This window comes from Lysobacter sp. F6437, from assembly GCF_052547215.1.
Genome location: NZ_JBQWRB010000003.1, coordinates 151,998 through 165,176, shown reverse-complemented (window position 1 = coordinate 165,176; position 13,179 = coordinate 151,998). Strand labels below are relative to the sequence as shown.

At 69.5% G+C, this 13,179-nt stretch carries 14 protein-coding genes and 1 pseudogene; 7 read left to right on the top strand and 8 right to left on the bottom strand.

All coding sequences use genetic code 11. The features are described from left to right. Positions 1 to 9: 9 nt before the first annotated feature. Together ACT9F5_RS10960 and ACT9F5_RS10955 are read right to left on the bottom strand one after the other, a co-directional pair. Positions 10 to 678, bottom strand: a complete 669-nt coding sequence (locus ACT9F5_RS10960) for a hypothetical protein (protein ID WP_445119982.1) — start codon at positions 676 to 678, stop codon at positions 10 to 12. Next, positions 678 to 2,165: a 2-oxo acid dehydrogenase subunit E2 gene (locus tag ACT9F5_RS10955; RefSeq protein WP_445119981.1), complete on the bottom strand. Its 1,488-nt coding sequence runs from the start codon at positions 2,163 to 2,165 to the stop codon at positions 678 to 680. The genes ACT9F5_RS10960 and ACT9F5_RS10955 overlap by 1 nt, the downstream gene beginning before the upstream one ends. A gap of 284 nt (positions 2,166 to 2,449) precedes the next feature. On the opposite strand from ACT9F5_RS10955, the gene ACT9F5_RS10950 reads away from it, so the two are divergent. After that, on the top strand, positions 2,450 to 3,127 hold the full coding sequence (locus ACT9F5_RS10950) for an OmpW family outer membrane protein (protein ID WP_445119980.1): 678 nt from the start codon (positions 2,450 to 2,452) through the stop codon (positions 3,125 to 3,127). Between the two features lie 138 nt (positions 3,128 to 3,265). Continuing rightward, positions 3,266 to 3,460 carry a hypothetical protein gene (locus ACT9F5_RS10945; protein ID WP_445119979.1) on the top strand — a complete coding sequence of 65 codons (195 nt, stop codon included), beginning with the start codon at positions 3,266 to 3,268 and terminating at the stop codon, positions 3,458 to 3,460. Positions 3,461 to 3,468: 8 nt separating this feature from the next. Here ACT9F5_RS10945 and ACT9F5_RS10940 read toward each other — a convergent pair whose 3' ends face one another. Next, entirely contained in the window at positions 3,469 to 4,398 is a 930-nt protein-coding gene (locus ACT9F5_RS10940) for an EamA family transporter (RefSeq protein WP_445119978.1), read from the bottom strand. After that, entirely contained in the window at positions 4,395 to 4,934 is a 540-nt protein-coding gene (locus ACT9F5_RS10935) for a DUF1453 domain-containing protein (RefSeq protein WP_445119977.1), read from the bottom strand. Before ACT9F5_RS10935 ends, ACT9F5_RS10940 begins: the two co-directional genes overlap by 4 nt. Before the next feature lie 205 nt (positions 4,935 to 5,139). Here ACT9F5_RS10935 and ACT9F5_RS10930 point away from each other — a divergent pair, with 205 nt between their 5' ends. The 3 genes from ACT9F5_RS10930 (at position 5,140) to ACT9F5_RS10920 (ending at position 6,858) form a co-directional block, all read left to right on the top strand. Then, a complete protein-coding gene (locus tag ACT9F5_RS10930) occupies positions 5,140 to 5,679 on the top strand; it encodes an OmpA family protein (RefSeq protein WP_445119976.1) in 540 nt (179 codons plus the stop codon). Between the two features lie 92 nt (positions 5,680 to 5,771). Continuing rightward, complete coding sequence (locus ACT9F5_RS10925) at positions 5,772 to 6,254, top strand: YajQ family cyclic di-GMP-binding protein (protein ID WP_445119975.1); 483 nt, start codon at positions 5,772 to 5,774, stop codon at positions 6,252 to 6,254. Positions 6,255 to 6,297: 43 nt separating this feature from the next. Beyond that, positions 6,298 to 6,858: a DUF1415 family protein gene (locus tag ACT9F5_RS10920; RefSeq protein ID WP_445120111.1), complete on the top strand. Its 561-nt coding sequence runs from the start codon at positions 6,298 to 6,300 to the stop codon at positions 6,856 to 6,858. Positions 6,859 to 7,019: 161 nt separating this feature from the next. On the opposite strand, the gene ACT9F5_RS10915 is transcribed toward ACT9F5_RS10920, so the two are convergent. Both ACT9F5_RS10915 and ACT9F5_RS10910 read right to left on the bottom strand, forming a co-directional pair. Next, entirely contained in the window at positions 7,020 to 7,721 is a 702-nt protein-coding gene (locus ACT9F5_RS10915; protein WP_445119974.1) for a pseudouridine synthase, read from the bottom strand. Then, positions 7,718 to 8,836, bottom strand: coding sequence for a methyltransferase (locus ACT9F5_RS10910; RefSeq protein WP_445119973.1), 1,119 nt, complete (start codon positions 8,834 to 8,836; stop codon positions 7,718 to 7,720). Before ACT9F5_RS10910 ends, ACT9F5_RS10915 begins: the two co-directional genes overlap by 4 nt. Positions 8,837 to 9,081: 245 nt before the next feature. Here ACT9F5_RS10910 and ACT9F5_RS10905 point away from each other — a divergent pair. Both ACT9F5_RS10905 and ACT9F5_RS10900 read left to right on the top strand, forming a co-directional pair. Beyond that, positions 9,082 to 9,270: pseudogene (locus tag ACT9F5_RS10905) on the top strand (endonuclease); the annotation flags it as partial. A gap of 71 nt (positions 9,271 to 9,341) precedes the next feature. After that, positions 9,342 to 9,608, top strand: coding sequence for a hypothetical protein (locus ACT9F5_RS10900; RefSeq protein ID WP_445119972.1), 267 nt, complete (start codon positions 9,342 to 9,344; stop codon positions 9,606 to 9,608). 113 nt (positions 9,609 to 9,721) lie between these two features. Here ACT9F5_RS10900 and ACT9F5_RS10895 read toward each other — a convergent pair whose 3' ends face one another. After that, the gene (locus ACT9F5_RS10895; protein WP_445119971.1) at positions 9,722 to 12,304 is read right to left on the bottom strand and encodes an FtsX-like permease family protein; all 2,583 of its coding nucleotides are present in this window, start codon (positions 12,302 to 12,304) and stop codon (positions 9,722 to 9,724) included. Next, entirely contained in the window at positions 12,301 to 13,041 is a 741-nt protein-coding gene (locus ACT9F5_RS10890; RefSeq protein WP_445119970.1) for an ATP-binding cassette domain-containing protein, read from the bottom strand. The genes ACT9F5_RS10895 and ACT9F5_RS10890 overlap by 4 nt, the downstream gene beginning before the upstream one ends. Positions 13,042 to 13,179 lie beyond the last annotated feature (138 nt).

The following is a 13,179-nucleotide window of genomic DNA, read 5'->3' as shown; positions in this document are numbered from 1 at the left end:
GGACGCGGCTCAGCCGGCCGCGGCCTGGTCTCCGTAGGAGGCCTCGCGAAGCACCTCGTCCAGTTCGTCGAGGTCGCGCTGCAGGTCCTGCCAACGCTCGGCACGGTCGTCCGCATCCTCCTCGTCGGCGGTCTTGACCAGGTCCTCGGCCTGTTCGACCAGCAACTCGCCCGCACCGCAACCGGGCTCCAGGCCGCTGTAGCGTTCGCCACCGATCACGAGCGACAGCACTTCATCGTCATGGAACTCGGCCGCGCGGTCGGCCGGCACGCCGGCCTGCAGCGTGCGTTGCCAGCCAGCGACCAGGCGGGCGGCCAAGGCGGCCGGCATCGGCACTTCAAGGACCTCGGGCTGCTGGTCGACCAGCAACACGCGCTTCATGCCACCAGCGCCGGTATCCCACTGGTCGACGCGCTCGGGCGGACGCGCGTAGCGCAGGGTCCAGTCGCCGCCATCGGCAGGCTGCACCAGCATGAGCGCACTTTCGGCGCCGCGTTTGGGCAGCCAGGTCAGGTGCATCGCAGGCGCCGCGTCCGCGACCAGCAGGCCTTCCACCGCGTCGCCGTGGTTCCCGGTCGCCGGCGGCCAGCCATGGCCGAGTTGCAGTTCGCATTCGGCGGCCTGCGCCAGCGGCGTCGCCAGCAGCGCGAGCGGCAGCAGCCATGCGCGCGGCGACATCACAACAGCACCCGCCGCATGTCGGCGAGGACCTGGCCGAGGTAGGTGGTGAAGCGCGCCGCGGCGGCACCGTCGATCACGCGGTGGTCGTAGCTCAGCGAAAGCGGCAGGACCAGCCGCGGCGCGAATTCCTTGCCGTTCCAGACCGGCCTGGTGTCCGAGCGCGAGACGCCGAGGATCGCAACCTCCGGCGCGTTGACGATCGGGGTGAACGCGGTGCCGCCGATGCCGCCGAGCGAGCTGATGGTGAAGCAGCCGCCGCTCATCTGCGCCGGGCCGAGCTTGCCCTCGCGCGCCTTGGCGGCGAGTTCGCCGGTCTCGGCGGCGATCTCCATCACGCCCTTTTTATCGCAGTCGCGCACCACCGGCACCACCAGCCCGTTGGGCGTGTCGGCGGCGAAACCGATGTGGAAATACTGCTTGAGCACGAGGTTCTCGCCGGTCGCGTCGAGCGAGGCGTTGAAGTCGGGGAACTTCTTCAGCGCGCTGACACTGGCCTTCATCAGGAACGCGAGCATGGTCAGCTTGGTCGCGTTGCCCTTGGCGATGGCCTTCTCGTTTTCCTTGTTGAGCTGGACCCGCAGCGCTTCCAGTCCGGTGATGTCGGCATCGTCGAACTGGGTGACGTGCGGGATCATCGCCCAGTTGCGCGCCAGGTTGGCGCCGGAGAGCTTCTGGATCCGCGACAGCGCGCGGGTTTCGGTCGGGCCGAACTTGCTGAAGTCGATCTTCGGCCACGGCAACAGGTCGAGCCCGCCACCACCGCCGGCCTTCGCCGCGCCGCCGGCCGCACCGGACATCGCGGCCTTGACGAACTTCTGCACGTCTTCCTTGTCGATCCGGCCGCCGCGCTGGCTGCCTTCGACGCGCATCAGGTCGACCCCGAGTTCGCGCGCGAACAGGCGCACCGCCGGGCTCGCGTACGGCACCTTGCCGGGCAGCAGTTCGTCGGCGTCGAACACCACTGGCGGGGAATGTGGCAGCGCGTCGGACTTGCCGCCATCGGCCGATTCGATCTCGCGTTTGGCAAGATCGTCGGGTTCGCCGACCCGGGTCGGCGGGACCTTCGTGCCGGTCTCGGACGACGCAACGCGCTCCCCGGCCTGGCCGGGTTCGGCACGCTTCGGTTCGGCCTGTTCCGGGGCGGCCTGCTTCGAGTCGGCCTGCTTCGAGCCGCTCGCTTCGGACTTCGCGTCGGCCGGCTTCTCCGCATCGCCACCAGACCCATCGCCAGCCGGCTCGATCATCGCGACCACGGCGCCTTCGGCGATCTCGTCGCCGACCTTGACCTTGACCTCGCGCACCACGCCGTCGAACGGCGCCGGCACTTCCATCGTCGCCTTGTCGGACTCGAGCGTGACCAGGCCCTGGTCGGCCTTGACCGTATCGCCCACCGCGACCAGTACCTCGATCACCGGCACGCCGTCGTAATCACCGATATCGGGGACGCGTGCTTCCTTCAACTCAGCCATGCTCGGCTCCGCCATGCGCGAAAGCCCTATTGTGGCCGTTGCGGCGTAGCGGCGCCAACTGTGACGCACCGCATCACCACGGGCGGGAATGGGCGAAAAGGCGGCCCGGCGTACTGTCCAGCAGGGGTTCAGGGCGGCCAATCGCGACCGCGCGATGCGGGTTATCACGCCCTTGGATGAAAGTTCCGTTGTTTCGGATCCGGCCGGCAAGCGATGTTCATTCGCGGCCCGATACGGTGTGTCCGCCTGCCAGTCCACCGGCCGGCTCCCCCACCGAATTGGAACGAGGAGACTTCTCCATGATCCGCATCCGTCACTTGACCCTGGCCCTGTTGGCCATCGCCCCCGCCGCCGCGTTCGCACAGGATGCCCCGGACCCCTACGCCACCCAGACCACCGCCGCCGAAGCGGACACCACCAACACCGGAGCCAAGCGCTTTGCCGTCGTCGGCGGCTATTCGCTCAGCGAACCGACCCGCAACCCGCAACTCGGCGACAGCCGCATGCAGGTCGACGGTGACGGCGCCGCGACCCTCAGCGCCAGCTACTACGTGACCGACAACATCGCGGTCGAGGCCTGGGGCGCGGTCGACAAGTTCGGCCACCGGGTCAACGTCGACGGCCAGAAGGCCGGCAGCGTCGAGGCCCAGCCGTACGCGGTCAGCGGCCAGTACCACTTCGGCGACGCCGGCCAGACCGTGCGCCCGTACGTCGGCCTGGGCTATTACCAGACCAACTTCGATGGCGAGAGCACCATTGAAAGCGGCGCACTCGCCGGCCAGCGCCTGGCGGTGGAGTCCCCGGAAGGCGCGATCGCCAGCGCCGGCGTCGACGTCAAACTGAGCCCGAACTGGTTCGCCCGCGCCGACATGCGCTACCTGCAGGGCAAGTCGGACGTGATGCTCGACGGCGCCAGTGCCGGCGAAGCCGAGCTCAACCCGGTGATGCTGGGCGTCGGACTGGGCGCTCGCTTCTAGCCATCAGTCCGTGCAGTACCACTCCAGCGGCGGGTCCTCCGGGGCCCGCCGTTGCCCTGTTCAGCCGGCCGCGGCGGCGTTCACGGCGCCTTGCCACGCGGCCGCTACGGTAGAGCCCACTTTCGCCGGGAGCCCGCCATGACCACCAAGCTCGACAAGCCGATCCGCCGCGAAGTCAACATCGACGACCGCGCCTACACCCTGACCATCGACCCCGACGGCCTCAAGCTGGTCGAGAAGGGCCATCGCAAGGGTCCCCAGCTGCGCTGGAAGGACGTCGTCAATGGCGATGCCGCGATCGCCGCTGCCCTGCAGGGCAGCCTCGCCGACTGAAGCCCGCGTCAGGCAGCCCCGTCTTCGGCGCGGATGCGTTCGCGCCGGAGCAGGTACAGGCCACTGGCAACGATGATCGCGGCGCCCAGCCAGGTCACCGCATCGGGCAGTACGCCCCACAACGCCACGTCCAGCAGCACCCCCCAGACCAGCGCGGTGTATTCCAGCGGCGCGATACGGGAGGCCTCGCCAATCCGGAACGCCTCGGTGATCGCATATTGGCCGAGTGCCCCGGCAAGGCCGACGCCCGCGATCACCCAGAGGTCGACCGGCCGGATCAACACCCAGCCCGGCGCCGCCAGCACGCCGCCGCCGATGGCCATGAACACCAGCAGCCAGACCATCATCGAGGCGGTCGAATCGGTGCGGCCAAGCACCCGCACCGTGATCGCGCTGACCGCATAGCCCAGTGCGGCCACCACCACCGCCAGTGCGGCCCAGCTCAACAGGCCATCGCCGGTGGGCCGCAGCAGCACCAGCACGCCGAGCAGGCCGGTCGCGATCGCGGCCCAGCGCCGCGGCCCGACCTTTTCGCCCAGCAGCGGCACCGACAACGCGGTGATCAGCAGCGGCGCGATGAAGAAGATCGAGTACGCGGTGGTCAGCGGCAGCGTCCGCAAGGCGTAGGCAAACGCCGCCATCATCCCGATCCCGATCGCCCCGCGCAGCAGGTGCAGCGGCCAGCGCACCCGCAATAGCGGCCGCAGTCCGCTGGTGGCCGCGACCCAGGCCAGCACGAACGGCAGCGACGACGCCCCGCGCAACGTCGCCACCTGCAGCGGCGGATAGCGCCCGGCCAGCTCCTTCAGCCCGGCGTCCATCAACGAGAACACCGCGACCGCCAACAGCATGATCACTGCGGCCCGGCGCGACGACTGCTCGTGCCCGGCCGGGGGCGGCGCAACGACTTCGGGCAGTGCGGGTGGATGGGGGCTCATCGGACCACGACTCGCAACCGGCGGCGCAGGCCCCAGCCGTAGGCAAGATAGTGGCCCAGCAGCAGGCCGCCAACCGCCAGCAGGCTGCCCTGGCGTGCCAGCCAAGCCGCATGGGCCCCGGCCCCGTCCCACAGTTGTGCCACCTGCACCAGCCCGAACGCGACACGCACCGCCACCACCAGCGTCAGGCCCAGCACCAGCCAGCGGTTGGGGGTGTAGTACAGGCCACCCTGCCCCGGGATGGGCGGTTCGAACCGGGTCAGCCACAGCCCGAGGATGCCGGCCAGCACGCCGGACAGGAACCCCACCAACGCATGCGGCAACGCCGCCTCGACCCAATGACCGACCAGCCAGGCCGCCAGCAGGAACAACCCGGCCGAACCCAGCAACAACCAGCTGTTGAGCCGCACGGCCCACGGCACCGCACGACGCCGGGCGCGGCCGCGCCGATAGCGCTGCCACAGGCCCAACGGCAGCAGCAGCGCCCAGGCCAGCGCGAAACCAAGCAGCAACAGTGGCAACAGCAGCAGGGGCATGCGCGGCGACCAGCGAATGGATCGCCGAGCATACCGGCGCGGCGCCTCGATCCACCGCGGTGGCACCCTGCACCCCGATTCCGCGTTATCCCATTCAGCCGGACCCGATCGTGCGGCAGGGGATCCTCGCGTGCAGCCATCGACCCAACCCCGGATTGCAGGCATCCCCGCCACGGGGCGACCCGGGCGGAGCTGGCGAGCCTGCATGGCGTGCCTGTTGTTGCTCGCACTGGCCGGTTGCGAAAAGCCGGTGCTGTCCGCGGATCCCGCGGCTGGCACCAACGCGTCCGGCGGCCGGCCGGTCCCCACTCTCGGCCCCGACGATGCAATCCGCAGCGCCGCCGACACCGCTGGACCCGCGCCGCGACCGGTCAGCGCCGGGCAGATGAAGCGGTCGATCGACGCCGACGGCAAGGTCGCGTTGCAGGTCAATTTCGATACCGACAAAGCAACGCTGCAACCCGATGCCGACCCGCTGGTCGAGCAGATCGCCAGCCTGCTGCGTCGCGACCCCGCGCTGCGGTTGTCGATCGAGGGCCATACCGATGCCCACGGCGAGGCAAGCCGCAATCGTGCGTTGTCGCGGCAGCGCGCCGAGACGGTCCGGGCCGCGCTGATCGTCAAGGGCATCGATGCCCGCCGGCTACGGGCGCAGGGTTTCGGTGCGGACCGCCCGGTCATCGGCAACGAGAGCGTCGAAGCTCATGCACGCAACCAGCGGATCGAACTGGTCCGGCTGGACTGAGCGGCTCGGCGCAGGCTGCCGGCGTCGATCACGAACCGCGATCGTTACGCGGCTGCGTTACCCTTCCGGTTTGACCACCTGCGGAGCCTGCCATGCCTTCCTTCGACGTCGTGTCCGAAGTCGACACCCACGAACTGACCAACGCGGTCGACCAGGCCGGCCGCGAGCTCACCACCCGTTTCGACTTCAAGGGCGTGGATGCGAAGTTCGCGCTGGAGGAGCAGGTCATCAGCCAGTCGGCGCCGAGCGACTTCCAGTTGCAGCAGATGACCGACATCCTGCGTGGCCGCCTGATCGCGCGCGGCATCGACGTGCGCTGCCTGGAGTTCGGCGACATCGAGACCAACCTGGCCGGCGCGCGCCAGAAGATCACGGTCAAGCAGGGCATCGAGCGCGAGCTGGCCAAGAAGATCCAGTCGACGCTGAAGGAGGCCAAGCTCAAGGTCGACAGCCAGATCAACGGTGACAAGCTGCGGGTCAACGGCAAGAAGCGCGACGACCTGCAGGCGGCGATCGCGTTGCTCAAGGGCGCGGAGTTCGAGCAACCGCTGCAGTTCGACAATTTCCGTGATTGAGCGCAGCCAAGGCGGCGCTCGCCGTGACTGAGCGCCGCGGGCACTGAGCGAACTCCGGACTCCGACCGTGGACGACGACCCGATCGCCGCGACCCGACGCTGGCTGCAGCGTGCGGTGGTCGGCCTGAACCTGTGCCCGTTTGCCAAGGCGGTGCAGGCGAAGGACCAGATCCGTTACGTGCTCAGCGAGGCGAGCACGCCCGAGGAGCTGCTGGAGGAGTTGGCGGCCGAGTTGGCCTGGCTCAACGACACCGATCCGGCGGTGGTCGACACCACGCTGCTGATCCATCCGCGCGTGCTGGCGGACTTTTACGACTACAACGATTTCCTCGACCAGGCCGACGCGGCGGTGGATGCGCTGGGGCTGGAGGGCGAGATCCAGGTCGCCAGTTTCCATCCGGACTACCAGTTCGCCGGCACTTCGTTCGACGACGCCGGCAACTGCACCAACCGCTCGCCGTACCCGATGCTGCACTTGTTGCGCGAGGCGAGCGTGGAACGCGCGGTGGCGGCGTTTCCGGATCCCGATGCGATTGTCGACCGGAATATCGAGACGCTGGAGGCGTTGGGCGTGGACGGGTATCGCCGGTTGCTCGAACCGTAGTTCCAGGTTGTTGAACCGCAATTCCCCGCTGTTGTCCGACTGGACGTCCTGCGATCGTAGGAGCGGCTTCAGCCGCGATCTGGAGCCGGTTCGATCGACCGGTTTCCGATCGCGGCTGAAGCCGTTCCTACAGGGGAGCCGTGGGACCGGGCAACCGCTGGTCAGCCGGCGAACAGCCGTTCGATATCGGCCTCGTCCAGCATCCGCCACTCGCCTTCCGGCAACCCCTCCAGCGCCAATCCGCCCACCCGGCTGCGATGCAGCGCTTCGACATGGTTGCCGACCGCGGCGAACATGCGCCGGGCCTGGTGGTAGCGCCCTTCGGTCAGGGTCAGCTGCGCGTGGCGCGGGTCGACCACCTCCAGCCCGGCGGGCGCCAGCGGGGTCTTCTCCGACTCCAGCATCAATGTGCCGCTGGCGAAGATCGCCGCCTCGTCACCGCGCAGGTCCTGCGCCAGGGTCGCGTCGTAGACCTTCGACAGTTTCGATTTCGGCGAGACGATCCGATGCAGCAGCTGGCCGTCGTCGGTCAGCAGCAGCAGGCCGCTGGTGTCGCGGTCGAGCCGGCCGACGGTCGACAGCAGCGGCGCGCGCAGCCGGTACCGCGGCGGCAGCAGGTCGTAGATGATCCGGCCCTTGTCCTTGGTCGAGCAGGTGTAGCCCACCGGTTTGTGCAGCATCAGCAGCATTCCGGCCGGTGGATCGAGCGGTTCGTCGTCGATCCGGATGGCGTCGTGCCCGACCTTGTCGTCGGCGTACAGCACCTCGCCATCGGCGTCGGTGATGCGGCCCTCGCGGAACATCAGCGCCACTTGCTTGCGGCTGCCGTAACCGAGGTTGGCGATGAGCTTGACCAGTTTCATCGCCCGTGGTCCCTCAGGGTGGCTGCCTTGTTGAACGGTTTCGGTGCGCGTTCGGGCCGCGCCGGCAACGCCTTGACCGCTTCGATGATCTTGAAGCCGTCCTGCTGGGCGACCGTGCGCACGCTGCCGAAGCTGGCGTTGAGCACTTCTTCGTACGGCAGGTGGCGGTTGGCGACCAGCCACAGGCGGCCGCCGGGCTTGAGCGCCTCGGCGGCGACCGCGATGAAGCGGCGGCCGATGTCGGGGCGGTCGGCGCGGCCCTGGGTGTGGAATGGCGGGTTGCTGACGATCACGTCGTAGCGCTCCGGCAGGCCGGTGGTGACGTCGTGCCAGTGGAAGCCGAGCACGGCCTGCGACTCGAACGGCGCGAGGTTGTGTCGCGCCAGGTCCAGCGCACGCGCTTCGGCCTCGTACAGGTCGAGCGCGGCGATGCCGGGACAGCGCTGCAGCAGTTCGACCGAGAGATAGCCGAAGCCGGCGCCGAGGTCGGCCGCGCGACCGGACAGGTCGGCCGGCAACTGCGCGGCAAGCAGGGCGGAGGCCGGATCGATGCGGTTCCAGGCGAACACGCCGGGACGGCTGGTGAAGCGCCCGTCCGCGATTGGCCGGGACGCGTCCAGCGCCTGCCACTGCGCCAACAGCGCGACATCGATTTTCGCGGCGCTGCCGGCCTGGTGCAGCGGCGCGGTCCAGAACGCGCGGCATTTGTGCTTGGTCAGGCTGCCGACCGGACCGGCGAGCTTGCGCAGGTCGTCCTCGCCCGAGCGCGCGCCCTCGTTGTTGCCGAGGCAGGCGACGACCCGGCCGCCGGGTGCCGCGCTGGCGACCGCGCGCGCATACAGCGCCCGCGCTTCCTCGCGCTGGCGTGGTGGCAGCAGCAACACCAGCGGGTAACGGTGCTCATCGCCGGGCTCCACCAGCGCCAGTCCCGCGCGTTGCAGGGCGTCCGCATCGGGCTTGAAACTCTGCTCGCAGACCAGTCCCGTCCGCGGACGCCGGTGCAGCGCCGCGCCTTCGCGCGCGCGCAGGAACAGCGTGCCGGCGTCCGGCCACGGCAGCAGCTTCTGCTCGAACGGCAGCATCAGGGTGTCCAGCGCGGGATCGTCGAGGGTCATGCGAGCGGTTGTGGCAGCGGGTCGCCCAGTTTACCGGCGCCCGGCGGCGCACAGGCCTGCACGCGTCCGTGACGGTTCGCCACGCAGGCTGCCGGGATGCCGGAAGGCCCTTCCATCGTGATACTGCGCGAGCAGGCGGCCGGGTTCGCGGGTCAACGCACACGCGAGGTGGGCGGCAACAGCCGGCTCGACATCCAGCGCATGGAAGGCTGAACGGGTGGAGGCGCTGCGCAGTTGGGGCAAGCACTTCCTGCCGCGAGTACAGCTTCGATTTCTACCGATGGAAGAAGGATTACGTGCTCAAGAAGCACTACCAGGTCCACACCCGGACCGAATGCCCACGGTGCGGGCGACGCCTGCAGTTCGAAGCCAAACTGGGCCGCAAGCAGCGCCGCGCGTTCTTCTGCGGGCATTGCCAGAAACTGTACGAATGACGTTCATTTTTTTCATCCGGACCCAACGTCTTCGCCGCCATCCTTGCCCCACACCTTCACTGGAGAATGCCATGCGCGCCCTATTCGTCGGCGGCACCGTAGACAACAGCGAACTGGACATGGACGGCGAGCCGCCAACCCATTATCCGGAGAACACCGGCGCCGGCCGCCCGCGCTATCGGCTGCACCAGCTCGGCCAGCGCGACGACGGCATTGCTTACGCGGTCTACGGTGCACCGGAGCTGAAAAACGACGAGATCGAGCGGATCGCCGAGGAGCGCGACTACGCACGACGCTTCAACGCCACCGCGGTGAGGTCGGGGCTGACTGCACCCTGAAGTGACGCATGCGAATGGGCGCCATCCTGTAGGAGCGGCTTCAGCCGCGATCCGGGGTCGGCGCGGGCGGACAGTTCCCGATCGCGGCTGAAGCCGCTCCTACCGCTGTCGGCTCAGCCTTGCAGTTCACGCAGCGTCACCGACGGCGGCGCATCCAGCACCCGGCGGGTGGCGAACAGACCCGCCGCCAGCGCAGCCAGCATCCCGAGCGCGGCACCGACCGCGGCCATGCCCCAGTTGGCCTCCCACGGCAGGTCGAACACCCGGGTCGCGACCACGCCCGCCAGCACCGAGGCGGCGATGGCCGCGACCACGCCGGAGAGCAAGCCGATCGCGGCGAACTCCGACGCCTGCGCCATCCGCAGCTGGCGACGACTGCCGCCCAGCGTGCGCATCACCCCACCCTCCAGCAGGCGCTCGTCCTGGCTGGCGCTGACCGCGGCCATCAGCACCAGCAACCCGGCCAGCAGCGAGAACCAGAACACCACCTCGACCACGGTCGATACCTGGTCGGCGGTTGCGCGCACCTGCTTCAGCACCGCGTCGATGTCGATCACGCTGAGGTTGGGGAAGCGCCCGACCAGGTCGGCGGTGAAACGCGGGTGCTGCGGCGACACGCTGACCGCGGTGATGTGGCTGGCCGGGAAGCCGTCGAGCGCACCCGGCGAGGCGACCACGAAGAAGTTCGGCCGGAAGCTCTCCCAGTCGACCTCGCGCAGGCTGGTGATGGTGGCGCCAAAACGCTGGCCGGCGATGTCGAACGCGACCGTGTCACCAATCTCCCAGCCCAGCGATTCGGCGTAACCCTGCTCGACCGACAACTCCGGCGCGGCCGGCGTGGTTGCGCCCCAGAACGTGCCGGCAACCACCTGGTTGTCGTCGCGCAGTTCGCCGGCCATCGACAGGTTGAACTCGCGGTCGGCGCGGCGACGCGAGCGCTGCGAATCCTCGCTGGCAGCGTCATCATTGTCGGCATCGGCATTGGTCCCGGCATAGTCCTCGCCCGACACCGGTTCGCCGTTGTGCTCGACCAGCCGGCCGCGGACCATCGGGTACAGCGTCGGCGCGTCGATGCCCTGAGCGGCGATGAACGCGCGCACCGCGTCGACCTGGTCGTCCTGCACGTTGATGATGAAACGGTTCGGCGCGTTCGCCGACAGTTGCAGCTGCCAGCGGTCGAGCAAGTCAGTGCGCACGAAGGTCAGCAGCAGCAGCGCCATCAGGCCGAGACCGAGAGAAGCGACCTGGGCAATGCTGGTCGCCGGCCGGCGGCCGACGTTGGCCAGCCCGTAGCGCAGGCTGCCACGCAGCCGCGAGCGCAACCGCCGCAACAGCACGATCAGGCCCCACGCCAGCAGCGCCAGCACCGCAAAAGTGGCGACGATGCCGCCCAGCATCGCGGTGCCGAGCGTGGCCGAGCCGGCCTTCCACCACAGCAGCGCGCCGAGCCCGGCCAGCCCTGTCAGCGCCACCAGCCACGCGCTGGGTTCGGTCGGGTCGAGGTCGCGGCGTAGCACCCGCAACGCCGGCACCCGCCGCAACGCCAGCACCGGCGGCGCGCCGAACGCCAGCAGCACCAGCAGTCCGACGCCATAGCCCTGCACCGCCGGCAGCCACCCCGCGGCCGGGATCGCCATGCCAAGCACGGGCTCCAGCCACAGGCCGATGGCCCATTGCAGTACGAACGCGATGCCGACGCCGACCGTGCTCGCCAACAGGCCGAGCAGCACCAGCTCGCCGATGTGGACGCCGGCCAGGGTCGCCTGGCTGGCGCCCAGGCAACGCATCACCGCGGTGCCCGACAGGTGCCGTTCGCTGTGCCTGCGCGCGGCCATCGCGACCGCGACCGCCGCCAGCACCACCGACACCAGCGCGGCCAGGCCGAGGAAACGGCCGGCGCGGTCGAGCGCGGAACGGATCTCCGGCCGCGCATCGCTGACCGTCTCCAGCCGCTGGCCACGCGCGAGTGCGGGCTTGGCTTCGGCGACGAAACGCTCGACCGCGCCCGGGTCGCCGGCCACCACCAATCGGTAGCGCACGCGGCTTCCCTCCTGCACCAGCCCGGTCGCCTGCAGGTCGGTCAGGTTGATGAAGAGCTTCGGCGCGACATTGAAATAGTCGAGCGCCGCATCGGGTTCGGCCACGACCAGCCCGGCCAGTCGCAGTCGCGAACTGCCGACGGTCACGTCGTCGCCGATGCGTGCATCGAGTGCGTCGGCACCAGCGTGGCTGAGCCATGCGGTGCCGCTCGCGGGCACGCCGCCGGCGATGCGCTCGACGCCGGAGCCGTCGACCAGCGTGAATGCGCCACGCAGCGGAAACCCCTCGCCCAGCGCGCGCAGGTCGCCCAGCTGCAACCGTGCATCCGCACCGCTGCCAACCCCGATCATGGTGTTGAGTTCGACCGTGCGGGTGGACTGCAGACCGGTCGCGGCACGTTCGATTTCCGCACCGATCGGCGTGTCGCCGCGCACCACCGCATCGCCGCCGAGCAACTGGTTGGCCTGCAGCGTCAAAGCGCGCTCGGCACGATCGGTGACGAAGCCGACCGCGGTCACCGCCAGCACCGCCAGCACCAGCGCCGCCAGCAGTATCCGCACGTCGCCGGCCTTGAGGTCGCGGCGCATCTGTCGCCACGCCATCGCCAGCACGTTGCCCGGGCCGATCCCGGCCGACCGGCTGCGAGTCGCACTCATGCGGCGATCCGCTCGTCCGCCACCAGCTCGCCACCGTCGAGCCGCAGGCGGTGGCGGCAGCGCTCGGCCAGGTGGTCGTCATGGGTCACCAGCACCAGCGTGGTGCCGGCGTCGGCGTTGAGCTCGAACAGCAGTTCGATGATCGACTGTCCAGTGTGGCTGTCGAGGTTGCCGGTCGGCTCGTCGGCAAACAGCAGCGACGGCGCGGTGACGAATGCGCGCGCCAATGCGACGCGTTGCTGCTCGCCGCCCGACAGCTGTCGCGGGTAGTGGTCGAGCCGTTCGCCGAGCCCGACCTTGCGCAGGATCGCCCGCGCCGGTGCGTCGACCTCGGCGTCGCCGCGCAACTCCAGCGGCAGCATCACGTTCTCAAGTGCGGTCAGCGACGGCAACAACTGGAAATTCTGGAATACGAAGCCGACCTTCTCACCGCGCACCCGTGCGCGTCCGTCCTCGTCGAGCGACGACAACAGCTCGCCGTCGAGCGTGACGCTGCCGCTGCTCGGGGTGTCGAGCCCCGCCATCAGCGACAGCAGCGTGCTCTTGCCGGACCCGGACGCGCCGACGATCGCGACGGTGTCGCCTTGCGCGATCGTGAAGCCGACCCCATCGAGGATGGTCAGCGGCCCCGATGGCAGTTGTACCCGCTTGCCGAGTCCGGCGACTTCGAGTGCCGCAGTGGCCGGTGTCGAACCGGCGGGCGTGGTGGCAAGCTGCTGAACGTGGCGATCGGCCATGATGGGTCCTGTGGCGACCCCTGCCGAGCGCGTGGCGCCGGCGACAGGAGACGGATGCAATGGGTGGATTGGTGAGCGGGACGCGCGTCGTGCGACACAGGTATGCGGCCTCCAGCCGCCCGGTTCAATGTGCCATTG